General features: G+C 34.9%; 28 protein-coding genes, 2 tRNA genes and 1 pseudogene. 24 read left to right on the top strand and 7 right to left on the bottom strand.

Translation table 11 applies throughout. The annotated features are described in order from the left end of the window. The first annotated feature begins 4 nt into the window (after positions 1-4). Positions 5-1,048, top strand: coding sequence for a hypothetical protein (locus FYJ55_RS03850; protein ID WP_154555713.1), 1,044 nt, complete (start codon positions 5-7; stop codon positions 1,046-1,048). Here the strand turns inward: FYJ55_RS03850 and FYJ55_RS03845 are convergent. After that, on the bottom strand, positions 1,045-1,515 hold the full coding sequence (locus FYJ55_RS03845) for an HD domain-containing protein (RefSeq protein WP_154555712.1): 471 nt from the start codon (positions 1,513-1,515) through the stop codon (positions 1,045-1,047). The genes FYJ55_RS03850 and FYJ55_RS03845 overlap by 4 nt on opposite strands. 57 nt (positions 1,516-1,572) lie before the next feature. Further along, positions 1,573-1,785, bottom strand: a complete 213-nt coding sequence (locus tag FYJ55_RS03840; RefSeq protein ID WP_040466022.1) for a cold-shock protein — start codon at positions 1,783-1,785, stop codon at positions 1,573-1,575. A gap of 215 nt (positions 1,786-2,000) precedes the next feature. Between FYJ55_RS03840 and FYJ55_RS03835 the strand changes: the two genes are divergently transcribed. Beyond that, positions 2,001-3,443, top strand: coding sequence for a leucine-rich repeat domain-containing protein (locus tag FYJ55_RS03835; RefSeq protein ID WP_154555711.1), 1,443 nt, complete (start codon positions 2,001-2,003; stop codon positions 3,441-3,443). 281 nt (positions 3,444-3,724) lie between these two features. Here FYJ55_RS03835 and FYJ55_RS03830 read toward each other — a convergent pair whose 3' ends face one another. Beyond that, positions 3,725-4,045, bottom strand: a complete 321-nt coding sequence (locus FYJ55_RS03830) for a hypothetical protein (RefSeq protein WP_154555710.1) — start codon at positions 4,043-4,045, stop codon at positions 3,725-3,727. Between the two features lie 36 nt (positions 4,046-4,081). Continuing rightward, on the bottom strand, positions 4,082-4,213 hold the full coding sequence (locus FYJ55_RS11000) for a type II toxin-antitoxin system PemK/MazF family toxin (protein WP_229771063.1): 132 nt from the start codon (positions 4,211-4,213) through the stop codon (positions 4,082-4,084). A 291-nt stretch (positions 4,214-4,504) separates the two neighbouring features. On the opposite strand from FYJ55_RS11000, the gene FYJ55_RS03825 reads away from it, so the two are divergent. The 8 genes from FYJ55_RS03825 (at position 4,505) to FYJ55_RS03790 (ending at position 10,243) form a co-directional block, all read left to right on the top strand. Next, positions 4,505-4,921, top strand: coding sequence for a hypothetical protein (locus FYJ55_RS03825; protein ID WP_154555709.1), 417 nt, complete (start codon positions 4,505-4,507; stop codon positions 4,919-4,921). Further along, entirely contained in the window at positions 4,905-5,219 is a 315-nt protein-coding gene (locus tag FYJ55_RS03820; RefSeq protein ID WP_154555708.1) for a PadR family transcriptional regulator, read from the top strand. Before FYJ55_RS03825 ends, FYJ55_RS03820 begins: the two co-directional genes overlap by 17 nt. 1 nt (position 5,220) lies before the next feature. Next, positions 5,221-6,108 (top strand): DUF1700 domain-containing protein, encoded by an 888-nt coding sequence (locus tag FYJ55_RS03815; protein ID WP_154555707.1) that lies wholly within the window; start codon positions 5,221-5,223, stop codon positions 6,106-6,108. After that, positions 6,101-6,571 carry a hypothetical protein gene (locus tag FYJ55_RS03810; protein ID WP_154555706.1) on the top strand — a complete coding sequence of 157 codons (471 nt, stop codon included), beginning with the start codon at positions 6,101-6,103 and terminating at the stop codon, positions 6,569-6,571. Before FYJ55_RS03815 ends, FYJ55_RS03810 begins: the two co-directional genes overlap by 8 nt. 195 nt (positions 6,572-6,766) lie before the next feature. Continuing rightward, positions 6,767-8,362, top strand: coding sequence for an ABC1 kinase family protein (locus tag FYJ55_RS03805; protein WP_154555705.1), 1,596 nt, complete (start codon positions 6,767-6,769; stop codon positions 8,360-8,362). A gap of 11 nt (positions 8,363-8,373) precedes the next feature. Further along, on the top strand, positions 8,374-8,868 hold the full coding sequence (gene lspA / locus FYJ55_RS03800) for a signal peptidase II (RefSeq protein WP_154555704.1): 495 nt from the start codon (positions 8,374-8,376) through the stop codon (positions 8,866-8,868). Continuing rightward, the gene (locus FYJ55_RS03795) at positions 8,850-9,764 is read left to right on the top strand and encodes an RluA family pseudouridine synthase (protein WP_154555703.1); all 915 of its coding nucleotides are present in this window, start codon (positions 8,850-8,852) and stop codon (positions 9,762-9,764) included. The genes lspA and FYJ55_RS03795 overlap by 19 nt, the downstream gene beginning before the upstream one ends. Beyond that, positions 9,764-10,243, top strand: coding sequence for a deoxycytidylate deaminase (locus FYJ55_RS03790; protein WP_154555702.1), 480 nt, complete (start codon positions 9,764-9,766; stop codon positions 10,241-10,243). The genes FYJ55_RS03795 and FYJ55_RS03790 overlap by 1 nt, the downstream gene beginning before the upstream one ends. Before the next feature lie 26 nt (positions 10,244-10,269). Here the strand turns inward: FYJ55_RS03790 and rnhC are convergent, their stop codons facing one another. After that, positions 10,270-11,118 carry a ribonuclease HIII gene (rnhC, locus tag FYJ55_RS03785; RefSeq protein ID WP_154555701.1) on the bottom strand — a complete coding sequence of 283 codons (849 nt, stop codon included), beginning with the start codon at positions 11,116-11,118 and terminating at the stop codon, positions 10,270-10,272. Between the two features lie 63 nt (positions 11,119-11,181). Between rnhC and FYJ55_RS03780 the strand changes: the two genes are divergently transcribed. The 13 genes from FYJ55_RS03780 to FYJ55_RS03725 all read left to right on the top strand — a co-directional run bounded on the left by FYJ55_RS03780 (position 11,182) and on the right by FYJ55_RS03725 (position 23,790). After that, a complete protein-coding gene (locus FYJ55_RS03780; protein WP_154555700.1) occupies positions 11,182-13,494 on the top strand; it encodes an endonuclease MutS2 in 2,313 nt (770 codons plus the stop codon). Positions 13,495-13,502: 8 nt separating this feature from the next. Continuing rightward, positions 13,503-15,260 (top strand): excinuclease ABC subunit UvrC, encoded by a 1,758-nt coding sequence (gene uvrC / locus FYJ55_RS03775; RefSeq protein WP_154555699.1) that lies wholly within the window; start codon positions 13,503-13,505, stop codon positions 15,258-15,260. 35 nt (positions 15,261-15,295) lie between these two features. Continuing rightward, positions 15,296-16,336: a D-alanyl-D-alanine carboxypeptidase family protein gene (locus FYJ55_RS03770; protein ID WP_229771062.1), complete on the top strand. Its 1,041-nt coding sequence runs from the start codon at positions 15,296-15,298 to the stop codon at positions 16,334-16,336. Between the two features lie 8 nt (positions 16,337-16,344). Then, positions 16,345-16,812, top strand: coding sequence for a metallophosphoesterase family protein (locus tag FYJ55_RS03765; RefSeq protein ID WP_154555698.1), 468 nt, complete (start codon positions 16,345-16,347; stop codon positions 16,810-16,812). Positions 16,813-16,828: 16 nt separating this feature from the next. Next, positions 16,829-17,503, top strand: a complete 675-nt coding sequence (locus tag FYJ55_RS03760; protein ID WP_117571290.1) for an LbetaH domain-containing protein — start codon at positions 16,829-16,831, stop codon at positions 17,501-17,503. A 52-nt stretch (positions 17,504-17,555) separates the two neighbouring features. Then, positions 17,556-18,257 (top strand): biosynthetic peptidoglycan transglycosylase, encoded by a 702-nt coding sequence (locus FYJ55_RS03755; protein ID WP_154555697.1) that lies wholly within the window; start codon positions 17,556-17,558, stop codon positions 18,255-18,257. A gap of 83 nt (positions 18,258-18,340) precedes the next feature. Continuing rightward, positions 18,341-18,427 (top strand) — tRNA-Leu (locus tag FYJ55_RS03750). Between the two features lie 26 nt (positions 18,428-18,453). Further along, a tRNA-Leu gene (locus FYJ55_RS03745) sits at positions 18,454-18,540 on the top strand. A 76-nt stretch (positions 18,541-18,616) separates the two neighbouring features. Continuing rightward, a complete protein-coding gene (gene mnmA / locus FYJ55_RS03740; RefSeq protein WP_154555696.1) occupies positions 18,617-19,777 on the top strand; it encodes a tRNA 2-thiouridine(34) synthase MnmA in 1,161 nt (386 codons plus the stop codon). Continuing rightward, positions 19,761-21,860: an SF1B family DNA helicase RecD2 gene (gene recD2, locus FYJ55_RS03735; RefSeq protein ID WP_195836652.1), complete on the top strand. Its 2,100-nt coding sequence runs from the start codon at positions 19,761-19,763 to the stop codon at positions 21,858-21,860. Before mnmA ends, recD2 begins: the two co-directional genes overlap by 17 nt. A 33-nt stretch (positions 21,861-21,893) precedes the next feature. Continuing rightward, on the top strand, positions 21,894-22,025 hold the full coding sequence (locus FYJ55_RS10995) for a DUF1653 domain-containing protein (protein WP_242995589.1): 132 nt from the start codon (positions 21,894-21,896) through the stop codon (positions 22,023-22,025). 98 nt (positions 22,026-22,123) lie between these two features. After that, entirely contained in the window at positions 22,124-22,783 is a 660-nt protein-coding gene (locus tag FYJ55_RS03730; RefSeq protein WP_117571295.1) for a Crp/Fnr family transcriptional regulator, read from the top strand. A gap of 362 nt (positions 22,784-23,145) precedes the next feature. After that, on the top strand, positions 23,146-23,790 hold the full coding sequence (locus tag FYJ55_RS03725; protein WP_154555726.1) for a Crp/Fnr family transcriptional regulator: 645 nt from the start codon (positions 23,146-23,148) through the stop codon (positions 23,788-23,790). A 21-nt stretch (positions 23,791-23,811) separates the two neighbouring features. On the opposite strand, the gene FYJ55_RS03720 is transcribed toward FYJ55_RS03725, so the two are convergent. Together FYJ55_RS03720 and tnpA are read right to left on the bottom strand one after the other, a co-directional pair. Further along, positions 23,812-24,753, bottom strand: coding sequence for a hybrid sensor histidine kinase/response regulator (locus FYJ55_RS03720; protein WP_154555695.1), 942 nt, complete (start codon positions 24,751-24,753; stop codon positions 23,812-23,814). A 194-nt stretch (positions 24,754-24,947) separates the two neighbouring features. After that, positions 24,948-25,352: an IS200/IS605 family transposase gene (gene tnpA, locus FYJ55_RS03715; protein ID WP_154555694.1), complete on the bottom strand. Its 405-nt coding sequence runs from the start codon at positions 25,350-25,352 to the stop codon at positions 24,948-24,950. A gap of 78 nt (positions 25,353-25,430) precedes the next feature. On the opposite strand from tnpA, the pseudogene FYJ55_RS03710 reads away from it, so the two are divergent. Next, a pseudogene (locus FYJ55_RS03710) lies at positions 25,431-25,677 on the top strand (RNA-guided endonuclease TnpB family protein); the annotation flags it as partial.

Raw genomic sequence — 25,677 nt, 5'->3', positions numbered from 1 at the left:
ATCAATGAGTGCTTATACAAATGGTTTAGCGTTCTGGAAGCATTTTGAAGAAAAACAGGATGCAATTATTAATTGTTTAAAGGCCGGACAATATAAAGAATTAAACGAATTGATTCAAGAATTGGATGAAGAGGTAATGGAAATTAGTGGTGCCCATTTCTTTGTCGAAAGCTTTTATGATTCTTTTGAGATGACCTTTGACACAGGTCCAAATAAGACAACGCAATATTTGTGTCAGATGCTTTGTGACATTGCACCTAAGAGTGTGAAACAAAACTGGATCATGAATGCGACTTTACCGCCTATGTCGCAAAAGGCGATTCAGGCCATGATTCAAATCAAAAATGAGGAATATACTTTAGCAGATTTTCATGTATTCTATCAAATTGAAAATGATATGTTGGATTGTAAAGTATATTGTCCTGGATTTAATTTGATTGGTAATCCGGAAAATAAAAAAGAAATGAGCATGTATCTTATGGAGCTTGCGATTGGCCAGCTTGCGTATGAGGCATATATTTGTCGTGTTGATTTTATCGATACGCCAGACTCAGACATGAAGTTCTGTCAAATGATTGATTTTTATGAAGTGATTATGGCTCTTGTTGAGAAGAATCATTGGAAAGTATATGATAAGCCAATTGATATTTATTCAGTATATCAGCCAATTCAGGATTTTGCGCACGATGCCTTAAGAAAAGATATGAAGCTTATTTTTACTACTCATCCTTTATTGGTGGAACAAACGATTGAGGAAAAGGAAGAAGTACTTGCAGATTTATCGAGTAAAGATGGTGAGTTTGGCTATGTGTATTATTCGAATCCTTTCCATAATAAAGAAGATGCTTTGTATCGTCAGAAATTATCGAAACAATTGGATGAAACTATTTCTAAGGTGCATGCAGGTAAAGTGGTTGGGGGAGCTATTGGTAAGAGCTTTTCCTATATTGACTGGATTGTGTATGATAAAGATGTATTTATGAAGGTGTTTAACCAATTAAAAAAACAGCTCGATGCGAGTGTCGAACTGTATTATCAAAAATTTTAATGACTTTGAATATCAGCGCAGGCGTTAAGCAGGCGCTGTCTTTTCATTCCAGTGATTTCTTTTTCGGGATTTTCTAAGAAACGAGCTAATACGTCAGCGTCTTTTAAGGCTTCACAAAGTGGTGAGTCAAAAGATTCTTTTTTGGAATGTTGACGAATCGCATAAGTAATATCATCTATTTCTGTAGTTTTAAATAAGCCACTTTCTTTTAAGTACTTATAGGCGTGAAGACTTGATAATTTGGCATGTTGAGAATGTGGGCAGTTGTCAATAAATTGAGCGTAGTCATGAAATAGAGCAGCTACTTTAGCTCGTTCTAGATTTGTGCCTCTTGCCATGGCAATAAATGTAATGGCAAGGTCCACACTCGCAGTATGGGTAAGGGCGGCTACTTTTAAATCTTCATTATAAATTTTGGCATATTGAGAATATACATATTCTTTTACTTTTTCATATCGCTCTAACATAAAATCCCTCTCTTTCATGAAAAAAGCGCACAATGTGCGCTTGTTTCGAACAAATTTCTACGCAGCTGTATCTACAACTGTGACATTGTTAGCCTGTTGTCCACGATCGCTTTCAACAACGTCATAAGTAACAGTTTGTCCTTCTTCTAAAGTTTTAAATCCTTCAGAATTAATTGATGAATAGTGTACGAATACATCTTTTCCATCTTCACTGGTAATGAATCCATAACCCTTTTCAGCGTTAAACCATTTTACTTTACCTGTGCTCATGCCTATACCTCCTGGACTAAGCCAATATCCTTTGACCGTTAAAATAGAAAGTATTTGCATACAATTGCATTTGTCACAATCAGAATATGAGTCTAATCCTTAACTGCTTTCATTTTAGCATTTTCTAACAACATTGTCATTAAAAAAACCATTTTTATATAGTTATTATGTTATATTTTGATTATAATGAATATATAAAGGAGGGCATTTGTTTTATGCTTATTCAAGATGATGCGCTACGTAGTGTAATTGCGCGCACTTTGCGTGTTAAAGAAGAAGAACTAAACGAAGATTTGATGAAGGAATTGATCCACTTAGAAGTACAAGATCATGAAATAGAGACTCTAGAAGGTTTGCAGTATGCGGAAAATCTAGAAACTTTAAATGCGAGCAATAATAAGTTGCAAACATTGGATCCAATCAAAGATTTACATAATTTAGTTTGTCTAGATGTTTCTCGAAATCAATTAAGAGACTTACAGGCTTTACATGGTTTTAGACAACTAAAAAAATTAAATATCTCAAGAAACAATTTATATACAATGGATATTTCAAGTGTTGCTGCTATGATTGATTTGGAAGTATTGAATCTTTCAAAGGCAAAAGTTGATAGTTTGATTTATTTAGAGCACTGTAAGAAGTTAGAAGAGGTTCATATCAATACTGAAAATGGTCCTTTTAGTTATGCAATCTTAGGTGTACTTAAGAAATTAAAGAAATTGGATATGGGTGGTATGCGTTTATTCAATATCGAAGATTTAACATATCTTTCTAATGTTGAAGAATTGGATTTAAACACAAACTTAATGTCGGATCTAAGTCCATTGTTGTCAATGAAAAACTTAAAGAAATTGAATGTTTCTAACTGTCCATATTTAAAGGATTATTCTGTACTAAAAGAATTTTCAAATCTTAAATCTTTGAATATTTCTTATAATGAACCAGAACACTTTACATTCTTGAAGGAATTAAATCATTTAGAATCTCTGTCTATGGAACAGACTGGATTTAAGGACATGTCTTTATTGAATAACTTGGGCGATTTAAAAGAATTGAATGTATCAAAAAACCGCTTGAAGAATTTAGAAAAATTCGCAAATGTTGAGCATTTGGAAAGCTTGGATGCGAAGTTCTGTCAGTTAACTGAAATCAATTTCTTAAAGAATGCGCATCAATTGAAGCGTTTAAATTTGTTCACTAACCGTATCAAGGATATTCGTATTTTAAAGGATGCCAAAGAGATGGTGTATTTGAATGTGGGTCGTAATGATATTAAGGATATTACTTGTTTAAAGGATATGAAGCAATTGGAAATTATTTCTTTGGAAAACAACAATGTCAAAGATCTAACTCCATTAACTGAACTTACAAATCTTTGCGACGTGGATCTATACAACAATGTTATTGAGGATCTAACACCATTAGAACATTTAGAGTTTATTTCTTATTTGCGTTTGGACCACAATGCGATTACAGATTTAACTCCATTATCTAAACTTAAATATTTGCGTTCACTTACTTTGAAGGCAAACTATATTACAGATGCAACTCCATTAAAAGATCTAGAATTATTAGAAGCTTTACGTTTGGATGATAATCCAATCCAGGATACAAGCGTTCTTGAGAGTATGGAGTTCTACGAAAAATTTACTAACTAATCAAAATCCCCTTTTATATAAAGGGGATTTAATGATTTTATGTTGTATTATATCTTAATTAGGTTTTAAAATTTGAGATTGCGTTCAAAATCTTTTCTTCAGCATTAATTAAGCATCCATAGATTTGACATTCACACAAAGATTTGATAATAAAGAAGAAAAGCCACTGAAATAAATCAGTGACTTTCTACATGGCGCTAAGGCCGTTGTGTAATAATCAATGGCGCTAAGGCCGTTGTCCATAAGCATATTAACATCTCATAACTCTAAAGTCAAAAGATTTACTTTGTAAATAATTCTATTAATTTATTATCAAGTATTGTCATGATTTCATCTGAAACTCTAATTTTTAAAATGGGATCATACTTGTTTATTGGTTTAAGAACTCTCAATTTGCTGATTGTGGAGATATTTTGTACCATTGCATAGGAGTCAACACCCATTTTTTGATACATTTTGGCAACCACAATAAACTTATTTGCATTATCCAACATTGCTTTTTTCTCTTCATCTGTAACATTTTTAATGTTCTCTATGAATTCATTTAATTGTTTATCTAAGAAAGGGATTGCTTCATTAAAAAAAATTATCGAATGGAACATAATAAGGCTTATTTTTTAAACTTAATGGAATTACCGTTAGCACACCATTATTAGGTGAATCATTTTCGTTAAAACGATAGCTAAATATTTCCCCTTGATTTCACTACCCATAGATGGTGAAAATTCCACCATTACAACACTTCCGCGTTTAAATCTTTGAAATTTCATTTTATTTTTCCTTCTTTAATTCTTTCATATTGCATCTGGGCTACTGTATCCACTGCATGTTGACATTTGTTATCTAGATACCTATATGTTTCCAGGTGTTTGTGTTAATACATTAAAGGATCAATTGGCACTATATATTATTTCACCTATATTCTACTAAAATCTTCGTTAGATAGATATTTTAAATTTAAGTGAATATTCGATGTTAAATTCATCTAAATCAAATACGTATAACACAGTACTTGACAATCCAAGGTAGTGTGTATATCATGATAGCGACGGGGTGATATTATGCAGCCAAGAGCGGTGATTTATTGTTCCAAACATGGAGCAACAAAAGAATATGCGCAATGTTTAGGTAAAAAAAAGAATCTTCCTGTGATTTCGATTGACCATATTTCGGGATACTCTTTCCAAAATATTCCGGTGTATTTTTGTGGTTGGATTCGTAACGGAAAAATCATGGGGTTGAATAAAGCTTCGAAATTATTTATGTGTGTTCAAGTAATTGGTATTGGTGCCATTGAATATAATGAGGCATATGAATTGAAGTTGAAATATAAGAATGGGATAGTGAATCCAAACTTTAAGTATGTACAGTCGATTCGTAATCTTTCATTGACAACTTTGGAAAAGATGTATGTAGATGTGTTTCAACCATCATTAATGGGAAAGAATAGGGGTGAAACGCATGAATACTCAATTTAAAAAAGGTGTTTTAGAGTTGATTGTATTAAAGGCTATTGTATCGGATGATCTATATGGGTATCAGCTTGTGTCTCGTATCAACGAGGTAATTCAAGTAAATGAAGGTACGATTTATCCTTTGTTGAAGCGATTGTCGAACGATCGTTTGTTGGAGTCTTATTTAAAAGAATCTACGGAGGGTCCTCCAAGAAAATATTATCATATCACAAGTTTGGGACTTGAAAGATATGATGCTTTATTATCGGAGTGGACGGATTTTTCAGATAGTGTAAATGCATATTTGAAAGGAGTGGAGTAGAGTGTTAAAAAAGGAATTTTTGGATGTTCTAACTCAAAAGTTATCATTGATTAGCGATAAAGAAAGAGAAGACATCCTATTAGAATATGGAACATATATTGATGACAAGATTGCTGGTGGTGTTGCAGAAGAAGAGGCGGTTGCTGGATTTGGTGATGTGGATGAATTGGTAAAGGATATTCTAGATGCATATAAGATCAATACGGACTCAATGGATCCATTCTCTAATCGTGCAGATAAAACGATTGATAAGGTGTATGCGAAGGTAGAGGAATTGTTTTCTAAGCTTGGTAATTTTTCGATGAATGAAATTTTTCACATCTTATTTGATGCGATTGTTTTAGTGTTGATTTTGTTGATTGGAAAAGTCATCGTGGTTGATATATTATGCCGATTTTTATTGTCTATGATTTTTTCATTCTTTGTCGGAATCTATATGATCACAGATTTTATGCTAAGTCTTTGTCGCATACTATATTTATGTTTAGCCATTTATTTCTTTGTGAAAGTCATGGCTAAAAGAGTGGAGCGTTATCGTTTGCATGCGCATAATGTGGGTGTGATGGATGATATCAAAGATACTTGGAATGATAATATTAAATCGAGTGATTTGCCTCCAACACCTGAGCGTCCTTTGTATCATGAAAGAAAGCCAAGTCACCTTGAATCGGATGTCTTAAAGGTGATCTTAGTCTTGTCTATGATTCCTGTAGCGTGCGTTTTGATTGGTAGTGGTATTGGCTTGGTTGTCATGATATATGTAACTATTGTATATGCCACAACAAGTACTGGATTATATTGTATGGATATTGCCTTTGTGTTAGGAAGTTTGGCAATACTATTGATGTTAGTTCGTGCTTGGCCTAAGAGGGTGGATACAAATGCGTAAGTTAGGTATATTGTTGGTTGTTTCAATCTTATTGTTTGTGTTTGGTTGTGGAACTTTTGTATATGAATTGAGTCAAATTAGTCCAAATCAAATTGATTTGTCTCAAGAAACGCAGACTATGACAACGACAATGCCAGATCGTTGTCGTTTGTATACAAAAACGTATTTAAGTTCGGTTGGCGATGTACGTGTTGTTGTGGATGAGATGGTGGAAGATAATCAATTACCGAATAATTCATTGGTGATCACATATCCTAAAATGCTTCATGTTGTGCAGGATGGGGATCAATTGGATTTACAGATGGATGATTATGAGATGTCAAAGGATCTTCAAACCATTTTTAATACGTTTAAATCAAAGAGTTACGACGAATATTACGTGAATAATGATGAAATTCATGTAAGTCTTCGATATGGCAAGGCATTAAAGGATAAAATTACATTCGTCGATGACTACTATTAAGGAACAGTTTATACTGTTTCTTTTTGATTTTTAACAATTATGTTAAAATACTGTTATGGTGAAAAATAATAGAGACTGGAGTCGTTTGTTGAGAATGATTCTGGTGGGTGATAAAAAGAAGTCAAATTCGCTAAGGAATTTAAAAAGGGGTAAAGTGACAAATACGCCTTTACGTAGAAAGCAGGATGTGAAACGATGAGTGATACGAATACGATGTCAACGAGTGCAAGGTTTGCGCAGATTGTATCTATATTAAGAAAACATCATATCCAAAAGGGGATGGATCCCGTTAAGTTTCGTATGATACTTGAAGACTTGGGTCCTACTTTCGTTAAGATTGGACAAATTATGTCGACAAGACAGGATCTGTTTTCTGAGCGTTATTGTAAAGAGTTGATGAAGCTTCGCTCGCAGGCAAGTCCCATGCCTTTTTCTATGGTTGAACAAATCATTCAAGAGACGTACGGCGATTTATTTCAAGAAGAGTTTGAAAGTATTGATGAGATTTGTCTAGGTTCAGCATCTATTGCGCAGGTGCATGCAGCTACTTTGAAGTCTAAAAAACGAGTTGTGCTTAAGATTCAGCGTCCTAAGATTTATGAGTGGATGGAACGTGATGTAGCCTTGTTAAGAAAGGCTGTTAAGATATTGAATCTTTCAGATATTGTATCAAGCGTAGTGGATCTAGATATGGTCATCGATGAATTTTGGACAACCGCAAAACAGGAGATGGATTTTACGATTGAGGCTCAATTTGCGAAACGCTTTAAGAATGATTATAAGGATTGTAAGTTTATTGATGCGCCAAAGATTTATGATGAATATACAAGAAAGAATATTCTTGTGATGGAATATGTAGATGGCATTGAGATTACTGATTCAAAAAAATTAGATGAACTGGGCTATGATCGTAGTGAGATAGCCGATAAATTGGCATTTAATTATATTTCACAGATTATTGAGAATGGTTTCTTTCATGCAGATCCACATTCGGGAAATCTAAGAATTCGTGATAATCAAATCGTATGGATCGATTTTGGTATGATGGGCGCTTTAGATGCGAATGAACGTGAAACGATGAAGGAGGCTGTTCGTGCCATTGCCTTGAGGGATACACAAAAGTTAGTGGATTGTATCTTGATGATAGGGGATTGTAAAAAGGAGATTGATTATACGACTTTTTGTGCGGATATGGATCGTTTTGTGAATCAATATTTGAGTGTTCCATATTCAGAAATTGATGTTGCCAAACTGATTCAGGATATGTTTTCAATTTGTCATGTATATTCGATTTCTTTGCCTAAAGGCATTAGTATGTTAGCACGTTCTATGATGACAATTGAAGGAACGTTAACTGCTTTAGATCCGAATATGAATACGATGAAGATTGCGATGAGTCATAAGTCAAGTTTGACAAAAATTGATTGGGAGAAAGAAATCAAGTCGGGATTTAAGCGTAGTATTGATGCGCTTTCTCGTTCGGTGGATATTCCTGTGCAGGCAAGCGATGTGTTGAAGATGGTTCAAAGAGGACAGATCAAGGTCAATTTGAATCTAATGGGTTCTCAAGCTCCACTTGCCAAGATTGATCAAATGGTGAATCGTTTGATTGTATGTGTGTTGATTGCCGCTTTGGTTATGGGTTCAAGTTTGATTTGTACGACAAAGATGAAGCCGATGATTATGGGGATACCAGCACTTGGATTTTTTGGGTACATCATTGCGATTGGGATGAGTGTATGGTTGTTTTTTAAGATGTTATTTTTGCATCGAAAAAACAAGTCTTTTTAAAGGGGAAGTATATGAAAAAAGGTAAAACTACAGTGGCTTCACTATTGATTGTGTTGGTCACTTTGGGACTGGATCAATGGACAAAGTGGGCTGTTGAGAAGTCTATCGCATTAAATGATTCGGTTGAAATGATCAATCATTTCTTTTATTTGACATATGTTCGAAATACAGGTGCAGGTTTTAGTATGTTTGCGGAAGCTGGAATGGGTTTCTTTGCCGCACTTACCATTATTGCCTTAGTTGGAATGGTATATATGTTTTTTAAAACGAATGATTCGCGTTATCAGATTTGTTTATCTTTAGTTTTTTCGGGAGCTATTGGAAACTTTATCGATCGTATGACGCTAGGCTTTGTAAGAGACTTTTTTAGTTTCTATATTTTTGGCTATCCATTTCCCGTATTTAATGTAGCAGATATCTGTATTACAGTGGGTATCGCATTAATATTAGTAAGTATGTTTATAGATGATAAGAAGGAGCAAGAGAGATGGAAACAAGAATCTTAAAGATAGATGAAGATACTAAATTGGATCGTTTGGACAAGATTCTTGCGGAAAAATTGGATTTTTCACGTAAGAGAATTAAAGATTTATTAGACGAAGGAAATGTCTTGGTCAATCAAAAGGTGATGAAGGCAAGTTATAAAGTTTGTGTAGGAGACGAAATCGCGGTTTCTATTCCTGAACTAGATTCTACCGAAGTTCTTCCTGAACCCATTGATTTGGATATTGTATATGAGGATCATGATATTATTGTGATCAATAAGCCAAAGGGCATGGTTGTGCATCCAGCTCCTGGTCATTATTCTGGAACTTTAGTGAATGCGTTGTTGTATCATTGTAAAGATTTGAGTGGTATTAATGGAGTGATGCGTCCAGGCATTGTACACCGTATTGATAAGGATACGTCTGGATTATTGGTTGTTGCCAAGAATGATGTGGCCCATGAATCTTTAAGTCAGCAATTACAGGATAAAACGTGTCATCGTGAATATGTAGCTATTGTACATAATCCTTTTACGCACGAGCATGGCACGATTCATGCTCCAATAGGTCGTGATGAAAAGGATCGTCAGAAAATGGCGGTTACCGCAAATAATTCGAAGGATGCGATTACGCATTTTACAGTATTGGAAAACTTCAAGAAATTTGCGTATATCAAGTGTCAGTTAGATACAGGTAGAACACATCAAATTCGTGTTCATATGCAGTATATTGAACATCCAATCGCAGGAGATCCTAAGTATGGTCCTAGAAAAACAATTCAGGCCAATGGTCAATTGTTGCATGCGTGTGCGTTGGAATTTGTGCATCCTACGACAAAGGAAAAGATGCGTTTTGAGATTGGTTTAGAACCTACTTTTAAAAGAGTTTTAAATGAACTTAGAGAAGGGGAAGAATAATGCGTGATGATGTATTAAGTTGGGATCAATATTTTATGGGCATGGCTCATTTGAGTGCAAAGCGTTCAAAAGATCCAAATACGCGTGTAGGAGCTTGTATAGTCAATCCTCAAAAAAGAGTGGTTGGACTTGGATACAATGGTTTTCCTTATGGTTGTGAAGATGAGGAGTTTCCTTGGGATAGAGATGGTGAATTTCTTGAGACTAAGTATCCTTATGTTGTGCATGCTGAATTGAATGCAATTTTAAATAGTATTCAAGACCTTCATGGTTGTACTTTATATGTATCGTTATTTCCTTGTAATGAATGTGCAAAGGCCATTATTCAAGCTGGTATTTCTTGCGTAGTATATGAAAGTGATAAGTATGATGGAACCGAAGGCAATATTGCCAGTAAGCGTATGTTTCATGAGGCGGGTGTAAAGCTTGTACAGCTTCCTTATGAGATTGATGTAGAAACAAAAATCAGTGAGCGCTAAGTCATCCAATTGGATGGCTTTTTATTTTAAACTCCAATCTTCTGTGTGTTTTTGAAATGAAGCTTTGCCACTTGGTAAAGCTTTTCTTTTCCAAATTTTTGTACGAATTTCTTGCCGCACACATCCACCTTGCTTCCGGCACCCTTCTCAAATTTGAAATCATATTTTTCTTCCATAAGATCCCACGTTTCTAGAAAGGCATTTCTTGCCAGGATACTCGCACAAGCTACGGCCAGGTATTTGTTTTCGGCCTTGGTCTCAAATGTGATACCTCTAATGACTTCAGGAAAGCCTTGTAAGTAGCGATAGTAACTTTTTTCTTGCACAAACTGATCAATAACAATCTGCTTAGGAAGCGTATATCCTTTATGTACCAAATTTACATAAGCCTGGTTATGCAGACGACACTTCATATCCACCATATTACAAGTATCATGCATGTCATTATATTTTGAATTGGGAACAATCAAAATACTATGTGGACATACTTCCTTGATGATAGGTGCAAGCTTACGAATCTTAACATCATCCACCTGCTTTGAATCTTGAATGCCAAGATGCGCAAGTTTTTTGCGAGCCTTGTTTGTGACAATGCAGCTAGCCACTACAACCGGACCAAAATAATCACCAGTACCCACTTCATCGCTGCCCGCTTCATCTTGTGCTTCACTATGCGTTGGTTTCGGTTCTAACCAAGAAAGATCGGCTCCCTGAAATACAACTTTACCACTTGTATATGCCGTAATCGAACATTCTTTCGTTTTGATTTGATAGTACGTATACTGTGGTGTACTTTCTTTTAATATAAATGGAGATAATCGATTTTTTAATTGAAAGATCTCTTCTTTTGTCATATTCTTTGTCAATGTTGCCATTTTAATCACCTTATTTAGTTTACCATAAATTTTGTGTTAAAATAGGTGAGAACGGAGTATTTTATGGAACAAAATTTTAGAAATGAATTAAACCAGGCCATTGATTTTTCAAGTGTATTAACACAGATTTCTGCATTTTCTAGCTTTTCTTGTGCCAAAGAAAAAATTTTAAATGCGTTGCCTGTATTTGATAAATTAGAAATACAAGAACAATTAAATTATGCCAAAGAAGCCATTCAGTTTGAACAAGCCGGAGGCTTACTTTCTTTATCAGGAGCGAATGATATTTCTTTACCAGTCTCAAAAGCTTCGAAACAGATGACACTAACAAGTAAAGAATTGATTTCCATCTACCATTTTTTAACAGCTGTTAAACAAACCAAACAAAGCCTGGATGGACCTGACTATCCAGAACTGACAAATTTAGCTCAATCTATGGATGGATGTACACGCTTGAAGGATTCAATCCTTTCAAAGATTGATCTAACAGGATCGGTTAAAGAAGATGCGACACCTGCATTAAAAAGTATGCATAAGGCGTTGGTAGATACGCGCTTAGCATTACAATCAAAATCAAGACAGTTTTTAAAGAAGAACAGTTCAAAACTTATGGAAAATATGACGACAACCGTATCTGGACGTGTTGTTGTCTTGGTTCGTGCCCAAGATAAGAATGCCTTTGGCGGTATGATTCATGGACAATCAAGTTCAGGACTTGCCTATTATGTTGAACCATCCAGCTTTGTAGCTGATAATAATGAGATTTCTTCTTTGATGATTCGTATTGAAGAAGAAAAGAAACGAATCTGTAAGGAATTGTCGATGCAAGTTAAGAAAAATGCGTTGTCTTTAACTTCGGCATTAGAAACATTAACTGTAATTGATGTAGCTTTCACAAAGGCAAAATGGGCTGTACGCTATGATGGATGCATTCCATCTTTACAATCAAGAGATCACTCTATGTATTTAGAACATTCCAAACATCCTTTGATTGATGAAAAGAAAGTGGTTTGTAACACATATGAATTAAATGATAAACAAGCTTGCCTTATGATTTCAGGGCCAAACATGGGAGGTAAGACTGTCACATTAAAGACAATTGGACTCTTTGTAGCTTTGGCCCATGCTGCATTTCCCGTATTATGTCATAAAGCCATTCTACCATTCTATCAATCGATGTATTTTGACATTGGAGATCATCAGTCCATTGAAAATAACTTATCGACTTTCTCAAGTCATATTTCTCGTCTTTCTCATATTTGTCAGAAGAGTGATGAGAATAGTTTTATCTTATTGGATGAAATTGGAAATGGTACCGATCCATTAGAAGGAGCTAGTCTTGCGGTTGCGATTTTGGAGTATTTGATCTCAAAAAGAAGTACGATTATTACTTCAACTCACTATTCGCAAGTAAAAACATATGGAAAAGCGAATGATTCTGTATTAGTATCGAGTGTTGAGTTTAATCCAGAAACATTAAAGCCAACCTATAAATATATTCCTGGTGTATCTGGAGCAAGTTATGCCTTTCATATTGCCAGAGAATACAATTTAGAAGAGTCCATTTTAGAAAGAGCAGATTTTTTAAAGAATGAAAATGAAAAGCAGACAGAAAAAGAATTGGAGAAATTAGAAAAACTTCAAAATGATGTCTTGAAACAAAAGGAGCGTTTTAATCAATTGATTGAAGATGCACACCGCGTTCAAAAGGAGGCTTACGAAAAAGAAAAAGAAATCGAAAAGCGTAAGGCCCAATTGGATGCATCGTATCAGGAACAATTGAATGAGATGCTCGAAAAGAAAAAGGCAGAGGCCAAAGAAATCTTAACTGTGCTTCGTAAAGAAAAGACGGGTAAGCAGCATAAGCAGATTGAAAAAATGCATGAACTGGATCTTTTAAATGAGCATGTTGAAGAAGTTGAAGACGATAAGAAAGAATTTAAGGTTGGTGATTATGTAAAAATCACAGGCTTGAATTCGCATGGTGAAATTGTGGATATTCGAAGAAATGAAGCTACCGTTTTAACGAATGGTATGAAGATGAAGGTGAAAATTTCGAAGTTGGAGCCTATGCATAAGCCACAAATCAAGAAAGCAACTTATAAAGCACATGTAGAATCGGTATCCAGTCGTTTTCCTTTGGAGTTGAATCTTATTGGAATGCGCGTCGAAGAAGGCATTGCTGCTTTAGATAAATATTTAGATCAAGCTGTCGTTAAACACATTAAACAAGTACGTATCATTCATGGTATGGGTACGGGTGCTTTGCGTACGGCTGTTTGGAAGGATTTAAAGAAACAGCCAAACGTTTCTAAGTTTAACAGTGCCGGTCCAAATGAAGGTGGACTTGGTGCAACTATCGTTATATTAAAGTAGGGGATAAAATGAGTGTTTCTAAACATCTACAAGATAAATTAGCCTTACTTCCAGATTCTCCTGGTTGCTACATCATGAAAGATGAAAATCAGAATATATTGTATGTGGGAAAGGCCAAAGTTTTAAAGAATCGTGTGCGTTCTTATTTTCATGGTACCCACAACAATAAGACGACGCGTTTAGTGTCGCACATTCATGATTTCGAATTTATCGTGACGGGCAGTGAAAAAGAGGCTTTATTATTAGAAATCAATTTAATAAAAAAACATACGCCACCTTACAACATCATGTTTATGGATGATAAGACATATCCATATATTGAGATCACAAAAGAGAATAATTTTGTGGTGCGTACAACACGAAATATCAAAAATAAGAAAAGTGAATATTTTGGACCGTATCCAAGTAGTCAGTCGGCTTATGAAATCGTGAAATTGATCAATCAGATCTTTTGTGTACGTAAATGTCGTCATATTCCAGATTCTCCATGTTTGTACTATCACATGCACCAATGTCTAGGACCTTGTATTCATGAGATTGATCCTAAGGAAAATGAAAAGACGCGTAAAAAAATTAAGAAGTTTTTGCAGGGAGACACCAAAGAGGTGATGGATTCTTTGCAGGCTAAAATGATGGAGGCAAGTGAAAACTTGCAGTTTGAAAAAGCACAGGAAATCTATAATACGATCCAAGCATTAGAACATGTCATTGAAAAACAGACGATTGACTTTAAAGATCGTGCTAATCGTGATGTATTTGGATATTATGTGGATTCTGGATACATTTCTTTTCAAGGTTTCTTTATTCGTCAAGGAAAATTATTGGAGAGAAATATGTCAATTACACCGTTGTATGAAGATGAGATGGATGCCTTTACTAGCTTTATCATGCAGTATTATGAAAAAAATGTGGTGCCAAAAGAAATTTTGGTGCCGCCTGGAACGCCTGTGGACGTTTTAAAGGAAGCTTTAAATACGAATGTGCATATTCCGGTTCGTGGTGAAAAAAAGAAACTGATTGATTTAGTTTATAAAAATGCCAAGGAAGCACATGAGCAGAAGTTTAAACTGGTATTTCGTAAGGATAATGAGTTGCGTCAGGCCAATGAAACGTTGTCGAAAATATTCAATGCGGATATTCATACGGTTGAAATGTTTGATAACTCCCACATCCAAGGTACGTTTAATGTGAGTGGTTTGGTTGTCTTTAAGGATGGCTTACCTGATAAGAATTCATATCGTCATTATAAATTAGATGGGTATCGCAGTGATGTGGACAGTATGAAAGAAGTCATTTATCGAAGATACTTTCGATTGTTGAAAGAACATTTGCCGATGCCAGATTTATTGTTGGTGGATGGTGGTGCTGCACAGATTGCGGCTGCCAAAGAAATTATAGATATGTTGCAGCTGGATTTAAGAGTGGCAGGACTCGTAAAGGATGATAAGCATGCGACAAGAGCATTGATGGATGTAAATTTAAATGAAATTCAGATTGATCCCAAGTCGAGCTTATTCTTCTTATTAACACGTATGCAGGATGAAGTGCATCGCTTTGCGATTTCGTATCATAGAAAACTTCGAGATCAGTCTATGACAAAATCTGTATTGGATACGGTGAGCGGTATTGGGCCTAAGCGCAAAAAGGAATTGTTGAAGCATTTTAAAAGCATGAAGCAGATGCGTCTTGCGAGTGTAGAACAATTGAGTGAAGTGATTCCAGAAGATGTGGCTAAGATTCTATATGCTCGTTTGCATGAGAATTAATAGTCTAGTATAATGGGGTGCGTGAGGTACTTATTTTGATTAGTAAAAAAGAATTGCGGGCACGTATTTTATTGATTGTGGTTTGTCTAGTGGTGGGCTTATATTGTCTATATAGCATGGATAAATCGTATGATCCTTTAGCTCGATATCCTTATACAACCGATGAAAATCGTGATGTTTTATTAAAATATCTAGATAGTGATGATATTGATTATTTGGTAAATCAACATATTTCACCGGATAAATTTATGGATTTTATAGAGTTGAAAGATTTCAATTTAAAAAATACGTTATATTATAAAGAAGCCAAGGAAACGCAGGATGCAGATAATGAATATATCGTCAATTTTGTGAATCGTTTTCGAAAGAATTTTTCGTATGATTCTTTAAAACAATTGTTGATGCATTATTCATATATTGATTTAACGACGTTCTATGAAAACGAAGCTGTATTGTATCCAGATTTAAGATTGGTTGCCGATCCAACCAATCCGTATGTCGTATTAAATCAGGAAAATACAGTATATAAGTATATACCAGAAAAGATTACGACATTTAATACTATCTTAGTTCAAACATGTATGGTCGAAGATCTAACGAATATGTTAGATTCGTATGCGTCTGTTATGGATGGGCAGGATCATTTGAATTTGGTCAGTGGTTATTTGAATTATGAACAAATTCTAGGTCAATATGTCAACGCATCCAAAGAATATGAGGGTGTTGACCACTATATGTTTAGTGCCGGTAAAAATGAGCAGCAACTCGGCTATACGATTGTATTAGAGGGTCATGATGAATGGATCAATCTATGTAGGCAATATGTCGATGATGAATATGATTATTCAAAAGTCGAAGAAGAATTGTCTGAAGAAAGTAAAAAGCGTATGGAATGGATTGAAGAAAATGCGTATCGCTATGGTTTTGTAGTTCGTTACCAACAAGAACAAGAAAAGAAGACGGGACATTGGTATCAGCCTTTTATGCTTCGTTATGTGGGTGTAAAAACCGCGAAAATCATGCATGATAGTGGTAAGGGCATGGAACAAATGTCATTTCCGGATGAATTGGAGTAAAAGACTTTATGAAAATAGTTGTTGTGAGTGATTCTCATGGAAGAAACGATATATTAAAAACAATCCAGGAAAAACATCCAAACGCGAAATTGTTTATTCATTGTGGTGATTTAGAGGATGATCCGATGTATTATCCGGGCTATATCATTGTGCGTGGAAACAATGATTATTTTGGTCGTTTTGAAAATGAAAGAATCATACCGATTGGTAAACATCAAATTTATGTAACACATTCTCATCGGTTCTCTTATTTTTTAAGAAGTGAACAATTGGTGAATCGTGCTAAAGAATTGAATTGTGACATTGTATGCTTTGGACATACACACGTATCCTTTTTAGATCGTGTTGATGGTGTTACATTAGTAAATCCAGGATCTTTATCGCATTCTAGAGATGGAAAGCCATGTAGCTATGCGATTTTAGATATAAATGAAGATGATATTCAGGTTGAATTCAAATTTGAGCCTGAGTGGTAAGAAAGAGGGAAATTTTATGTACAAAATAAGCGAATTATATGATTTAGATCATACTTTAGCAAAGGATTATTTAGCAAAGTTTGAATATCCTTGGCAAGCTTTGTCGGGAATCAAAGACTTGATTTTAGAACTAGGTAAAAACTTAGGAGAAGATTATGTGGAAGTCAAAGAACATGTTTGGGTACACAAGAGTGCCAATGTCTTTGAAAGTGCATATCTAGGAGCTCCATGCATCATTGGTCCTGAAACAGAGGTTCGTCATTGTGCTTTTGTGCGTGGAAGTGCTTTAGTGGGCGCAAACTGCGTGGTTGGAAACAGTGTGGAATTAAAGAACTGTATTTTATTTGACAATGTAGAAACGCCTCACTACAACTATGTAGGAGATAGTATTCTTGGATATCATTCTCACTTGGGTGCTGGGGGTATCACAAGTAATTTAAAGAGTGCTCGTGACAATATCATCTTAAGAAGAAAAGATGAAAATTATAATGTGGTTGAAGAATTTGAAACAGGATTAAGAAAAATCGGTGCCTTTATGGGTGACTATGTAGAAGTTGGATGTAACTCTGTACTTTGTCCAGGAACGATTATTGGTCCACACACAAATGTATATCCACTATCTCGTGTGCGTGGTCAAATTGCGGCAAATTCAATCTTTAAAGATGCTTCACACGTGACTTTAAAGGATTAATCTTACGAACTTGTAATTTTACAAGTTCGTTTTCTTATGTTAATGTTTAGATATGAAAAAGTTTGTTAAGTTTATATTTAAATTATTATTAATCTTGATTATTGCCTTTGTAGGCATCTTTTTTGGTAAAGGATATTGGGGTTATTTAGAATTAACACAATCTCAATCTGTGGATGATGTGGTAAATGAAGTCACATCTAGATCTACTTTTGTCGGATATGATGATTTATCACCTGAACTTGTACGAGCAACGGTGGCAATAGAAGATCGTCGTTTTTATGATCATGGAGGCGTTGATTATATTGGGCTTATGCGTGCACTTGTATCCCAATTGGATGATAATCTATTAAAAAGTGGTGGTTCTACGATTACGCAGCAATTGGCTAAAAATTTATATGGTATGTTTGATGGTACATGGGATCGTAAAAGTACAGAATTATTTGTAGCTCGTTATTTGGAGAAACATTATTCTAAAAATGAAATCATTGCCCTATATGTGAATGTGATCAATTATGGAAATAACTATACAGGTATTTATGAAGCAAGTTATGGATATTTTGATACAGATCCAGAAGATTTGACCATAGCTCAAGCTTCTTTACTTGCAGGAATTCCCCAATCGCCAAACAATTATGAATTAGTTTATCATTTTGCCCAAGCCAAACAAAAACAATATGCCGTATTAAAGGCGATGGCTGAGTGTGGCTATATTTCAGAGAGTGATATTGCGACATATTATAATGCATCTGTTTAAGAAGGATGCATTTTTTGGCTTAGTGGCTTTTTAAAAAAAATCCTTGCATGACATTCTATCTTTTGGTATAATAGACAAGCAATGCCCGGGTGGTGAAATTGGTAGACGCAGTGGACTCAAAATCCACCGGTAGCGATACCGTGCCGGTTCGAGTCCGGCCCTGGGCACCATTTTTAAAATTAAATATTTGTTTTTTGCCCGGGTGGTGAAATTGGTAGACGCAGTGGACTCAAAATCCACCGGTAGCGATACCGTGCCGGTTCGAGTCCGGCCCTGGGCACCATTTTGAATTGTTGGATCAAGTTTTTCGGGCTTGGTCCTTTTTTATGATATAATTTTTGATAGTTGGAGGATTACATATGAAAGTATTAGTTGGATTAAGTGGCGGTGTAGATTCTGCTGTTGCAGCTTATTTATTAAAGAAACAAGGGTATGATGTGACTTGTTGTTTTATGCGTAACTGGGATAGTTTTGCGAATAATGATATTGCAGGAAATCCTACAATCAAAGATGATACTTGTCCTCAGGAACAGGATTATTTAGATGCGTTAGCGGTTGCCAATCATTTGGATTTGCCTTTACAGCGTGTTGATTTTATTGAAGAATATTGGGATAACGTATTTAAAACGTTTTTAAGTGAATATGGAAAGGGGCGTACGCCAAATCCAGATATTTTATGTAATAAATATATTAAGTTTGATTCATTTTTTGAATATGCTATGAAACAAGGTTTTGATAAGGTGGCTACAGGGCATTATGCTTCAAACAATAAGGAAGAGAATGGCTTTACATATTTAACACGTGCTAAAGACCAGAATAAAGACCAGACATATTTCTTGTGTCAGGTTGAAAAGAGTAAGGTGGCTAAAACGATTTTCCCTTTGGCAAATTTAGAAAAACCAGAAATTCGTCGGATTGCTTCTGAATTAAACTTAGAATCGGTTGCGACAAAGAAAGATAGTACGGGTATTTGTTTCATTGGAGAAAGAAACTTCAGACAATTCCTATCGAACTATCTTCCTAGTAAAGATGGTGACATTGTAGATGTGAATACAGGTAAAGTCATTGCACGTCATGTGGGCGTTTTATATTACACGATTGGACAAAGAAAAGGTTTAAATATAGATCATGAAAAGGGTCCTTGGTTTGTGGTTGGAAAAGATGTTGTGAAGAACATTCTTTATGTATGTCGTACAGACCAAAGAGATTTATTGTATTCAGATTCGTGTGTTGTAAAAGGAATCAACTGGATCTTGCCAAGCTTGGATGAGATTCCAACAAAGTGTACTTGTAAATTTAGATATCGTCAAAAGGATCAAGATATCGAAATCGAAAGATTGGATGATACAAGTGTGTTAGTAAAATATCCACAAACAATTGCGTCTGTTACAGAAGGACAGGAAGCTGTATTTTATGATGGCGACAAGTGCATTGGTGGGGGTGTCATTGAAGAAGTTTTCAAGGATGGCAAGAATTTAAATCAATTGATTATGGAGACAGCCAATGGACATCGAGGCTAGGCTTGAATATATCATTTTTGAAAATAAAGCCAATCATTATGTCGTTGCTGGTTTTTCAGAATTAAAGACGTATCATAATTTTACAGCGGCTGGAAGAATTGAAGATCCAATCGAAGATCAAGAATATGTTTTGCAGGGGGAATATGTAAAACACCCTAAGTATGGGGAGCAGTTTCGTGTGGATTTGGCCAAAAAGAAATTGCCAGACAATTCGGATGCGATCATTCATTTTCTTTGTGGTGAGAATTTTCCTACGATTGGTAAAAAAACAGCCGAAAGTATTTATGAGACTCTTGGCGAGAATTGTTTAGAGAAGATTCATAATAATCCAGAACTTTTACATGAAGTGCCCAATTTGACTGCCAAAAAGATATTGATTATTCAAAAGGGTATTCAAGAATTTACAGGATTTAATGAGACATATGCAAAGCTATTAAAGTATGGCTTGAGTCCAAGACAGATTCAGATGTTGTTGGACTCATATGATAATGTGTTGGATGTGATTGAACAGGATTGTTTCAAACCTTATTATGAAGTGTATGGTTTTGGATATAAAACCGCTTGTAAGATGGCAAGTGCCATAGGCTTATCCAATGAGGATCCAAGAAGATTAGATGCCTATATCTATGAATTGGCTAGACAACTATCCATGGCGACTGGAAATACATATATTACATTTGCGACAATCTTTCAAAATGTACGTGGTGTAAATGAATCCTTGATTCAGGAAAGTATTGATCGTTTGGTTTCACTTCAATATTTGTATGTTGAAAATACTCGAATCTATCCTTTTACTTTACATGAAGATGAGGTCACGATTGCCAAAGAGTTGAAAAATCATTTATTTGAAGTGGAAAGTGTGGATGTTGAATCAAAAATCAAACAAGTGGAGTTTAGTTTAGCTATTACATATGATCAGGAACAAAAGGATGCGATTCAATTGTTCTTCGATCGTTCGTTTATGATTTTAACGGGTGGTCCTGGTACTGGTAAGACAACGACGGTAAAGGGAATCTTGGAAATTTGTAAGGATGTATATCCAGATAGTAAGATTCAGCTTTGTGCACCGACAGGAAGAGCTTCAAAGCGACTTGCACAACTTTCAAATTGTGATTCAAGAACCATTCATTCCTTGCTGCAGTGGAACTTAGAAGATAATTCCTTCGGCAAAAATGAGGAGGATCCATTAGATGTCGACTTTATTATTGTGGATGAGTTTAGTATGGTGGACACACACTTATTTGCCCAATTATTAAAGGCACTTCCACAGCGTTGTCGCATTCTTTTAATTGGTGATGAAAATCAGTTAGAGAGTGTGGGTCCTGGAAAGGTATTAGAAGATCTAATTAAATCGGATGTGATTGATACGGTCCATCTAAAGAAGATTTTTAGACAGTCAAGTGGTTCTGGAATCGTGACTTTGGCAAAAGAAATTCGTGAAGAAACTACGTGTCATTATGAGGATGGTGTTGAGTTTATTGAAAGAACAACGCCAAAAATTATGGATGCCCTAATTGATTATGTCAAAGATATGGATCTAGATTCCATGCAGATCTTGGCACCAATGTATAAAGGGGCTGCTGGCATTGATGAGATCAATCGTCAGATGCAGGTGTTGTTCAATCCAAAAAGTCCGCAAAAGAATCAGATGAAGGTAGGAACAACAATCTTTCGTGAAAACGATAAGGTCATGTTGTTGAAGAATTTACCGGATGAAGATGTTTACAATGGGGATATTGGTACGATTGTTAACATTGATTCAAAACAGAATGTGATTTCCGTGGATTTCACAAATGCGATTGTTGATTTTTCAACAGACTTTCTATATTACTTAAAACACGCATGGTGTATCAGTGTTCATAAATCCCAAGGTAATGAATATCAGACGGTATTCTGTATTGTGGATGTGAATGCGAAAAACATGTTAGAAAAGCGTCTTTTATATACGGCGATATCGCGTGCTAAAAAACAGCTTTTTATTATTGGCAATAGGAGCTTATTTGAAACGCAGGTACGCTTAAAATTAAAGCGTATTCGTCAAACAACGTTGCAGGAAAGAATTTATGAAAGTATTAGCAAATAGACATTCTGAAACGCATTCAGGGAAGAGAAGATTGTGGTTTATCAAGCATTATATGGGGATTATAAATATTTTGTTCGTCCATATGAAATGTTTGTGTCAAAAGTAGATCATGACAAGTATCCGGATGTGAAGCAGGAATATCGATTTGAACTCATAGAAGAATAGGCTTAGGTCTATTCTTTTTTCTCACTGTGTGATTTGTTAACGTATCACAAGAAGGAGTGTGTTATAATAAACGATATTGAAAAAGGATGATTTAAATTATGGGGTGTGAATTATTTTTAGACTTTTTTTCAGAGCACGAAGTGCCTGTTATTCGTAAAAGAAGACATACATTTTTAAAGATGGAAGATGAGAATGTATATGTTTTAAAAGAAGGTGTTGTGAAGGTCAGTGTTTTAATGCGTGATGGACGTGAATTTAATATTACGTATTTAAAAGGCTTTGATATTTTATCTATGTTTAAAGATGCAGTTGTTGATTGTAAATTTTCTTCATTGATGATTCGTGTTGAGAGTGATGAAGCTAGTTTTTATTGTGTTTCTAAAGAATTATTTAATCAATTATTAAATGAACATTCTGAATTGGTGGAATACGTGAATACGTATTATCGTAAGAAATTATCGGAAACAATTTCAAGACAAGAATTAATGACGATGAATGGTAAGAATGGTGCTGTATGTGCTTTTATATACTATTTGGTTACAATGTTTGGAAAAGAAGCGCGTGATGGAATTTTGATCGACCTAAAGATCACAAACGATGATATTGCGGGTTTCTGTGGAATTTCTACAAGACATAGCGTGAATCGTATTTTGCGCGGCTTAAGAGAAGAACATGTTATTCGCACATTGTATAATAAAATTATGGTCTTGGACGTCGAGTATTTAAAACAATTTGTAGATGTTAAGGTGGATGCATAATCCGCCTTTTTTCATGCAACATAAAAAGAGCCGACTTAAAATGTGGGATGTCGACTCTTAAAACTGCCATAACAAGAAAGACTATCATGAGTTGGTTACAACCAGTTTTGTTTACTATATCATGAATTTTGAAATGAAAAAAAAGCTGAACTAGATGATGTGGCAAATAATTCAGCTCTATTCATAGGAAACTGGATATGCAAATTACTTTATGGACACGCTATCCAGCAAAGATAAGTATATCATCTTGTTGTGTATTATACAAAAACAATTATCCATGATTGGTAATATAATAAATATCAATTGCTAACAAGAATCTACTGAAGTATGATAAAATGGAAATAATAATAGAGGTGACGAAGATGAATTGTGACTATGTGCTTAAATATCTAGAAAAGATGGAAGTCCCAATTGTTTCAAAAAAGAACCATGATATTATAATGTGCGGTTTAGAAAAGATGATTTTCTTAAAGGAAGGTGTCGTAAAGGTGAGTTCCATTTTAGAGGATGGACGTGAATATAATATAACTTACGCCAAAGGACCCAATCTTCTTTCGTTAATGAGCGACACACTTCGTGAAGATGTTGCGTATCGTATAAGAATTCGTGTTGAAAGTGAAGAGGCATCTTTTTTTTTGGTAGGTCGAGAAGATTTCTCAAGGGCTGTAAAGCAAGATGAAAAATTAAAAGAATATGTTGAGGCATATTATCGTGAAAATCTACAAAGAGCTCTGTATCGCCAAAAATGTATGACAATGAATGGAAAGAGTGGCGCTATCTATGCCTTTCTTTATAATTTGATTTCTTTGTTTGGAAAAGAAATCAAGGAAGGTATATTGATTGATATGCAGGTCACAAATGATGATATTGCAGGATTCTGTGGTATTTCTACCAGAAACAGCGTCAACCGTATTTTGCGTGGATTAAGAGAAGAGAATGTCATTCGTATAGTCGATAATAAGATTTTAATTTTGAATGCAGATTATTTAAAGCCATATGCAGACTAAAAGGGTGATATCTCACCCTTTTCATTTCGCTAATTTTTCTTTTAATAATTCCATAGTGATTGGTTTTGCGATATGTCCATCCATACCTGCTTTTAGGCATTCTTGAATATCACTTTCAAATGCATTGGCACTCATCGCAAGAATATGTACGCTTTTCGCATCACTTCTTGGTAAGGCACGTATTTCTTTTGTTGCTTCTAATCCATCTTTAACTGGCATCATAATATCCATAAAAATATAATCAAAAGTGTAAAGTTTAGATTTTTTGAATTGATCAATGGCTTCTTGTCCATTTCGAGCAGTCGATACATCAAGCCCTAGATCTTGCAACAGAATGGTTGCGATTTCTAGGTTGATATCATTGTCTTCAACAAGGAGTGCTTTTTTATTTGTAAGATTTAATGGCTTAGTTTGAATGGGTTTTATGATTTGTGGGTTTGGATCTATCTGTAAAGGAAGAAGTATCCTAAAGGTTGTACCCACATTTTCTTTACTTTCCATTTGAATCGTACCATGCATCATTTCTACAATGTCTTTGACAATGGATAAACCTAATCCTGTACCATTATATCCGGTTGTGGTTGGTTTACCTTCGCAGGTAAATGGTTCAAAGGCGTGTTTTTGGAATTCTTCACTCATGCCAAGACCTGTATCTTTGCATACAAATTCATATAGGGCATGTGTATCATCACTCGATAATTCGGTGCAATATAATGTAACAGAACCACCTTCACGGTTGTATTTAATGGCGTTGCTTGCGATATTCATCAATAGGCGGTTTAAATATTCACCACTACCCACAAAATTGCGATGGATGATCTTGCTCATATCTTTACCGCCAAAGAATTGAATGTTGTGTTGTTCACAGTTTGTTTCAACAATCGCAATAATTTTATTTATAATATCAATTAGGTTGAATGGTTTGTTTTCTAAAACAAGTGTACCGGATTCTACTTTATTCATATCTAGAATATCATTTATCAAATACAACAAATAGTCGAGTGAAGTCAATATTTTTTCTTTACATTCATGGCTTGTATTAGATTGGTACGCTCTAACTTTTCAACATAGGATTCATAAATTAAATCCTTTCGTTTGCCATAGGCGGAAACCCACTACCTTTAGGTGGTGGGAGGAGCCTTGTGAACCTTTAGCCATTAACCCTGACTCTCAATATACTTTTGTATAGTTGCTGACGATACTTCTCCAAAACTGCATGCAAAGTATCCGTCTGACCAAAATATCCTTTTCTTCCAATATTGTTTAGACAGAAACGAACCATACTTTTGCCATAGGTAATATGTTGTTTCTTGTTTTACAATCTTAACAATGTCACAAACCCTATCAGTCGTATCATAACTTATTAAGAAATGTATGTGGTCTTTGTCTGTCTCCATAGCAATTATCTCGTAGCCATGAATATTGGCTATATCAAAAATCTTTTGCTTAACATCGTCAGCAATAGAACCTTTTAGTAGTTGCTTACGATATTTAGTTACAAGAACTATATGTACTTTTAGGCTGTATTTTTGTCTGTTATGACGATTATATCTATTGTCCATGAGTTACCTCAGATAATGATTGAATTTCACTAACTACTATTATATAATATTTTTAGTGAAACAGAAAGGAGTACATCTATGCAACAGGTAACTATAACAGCAAAAGTTCAAATAGCCGTCACTGATACAAATAAAGCTATGCTTGATGAAACTATGTCTGTTTATCGGGATGCCTGTAATTATGTTTCAGACTATGTATTCCAAACTCATGATTTAAAGCAGTTTTCACTTAATAAGGTTTTGTATTCTACTCTAAGAGAAAAATTTGGTCTTAAATCGCAAATGGCTCAGTCTGTTTTGAAAACGGTTATTGCAAAATATAAAA

This window comes from Holdemanella porci, from assembly GCF_009696075.1.
GTDB lineage: Bacteria > Bacillota_I > Bacilli_A > Erysipelotrichales > Erysipelotrichaceae > Holdemanella > Holdemanella porci.
Note: the sequence above shows the minus strand (reverse complement) of the source record. Positions and strands in the feature narration are given on the sequence as shown.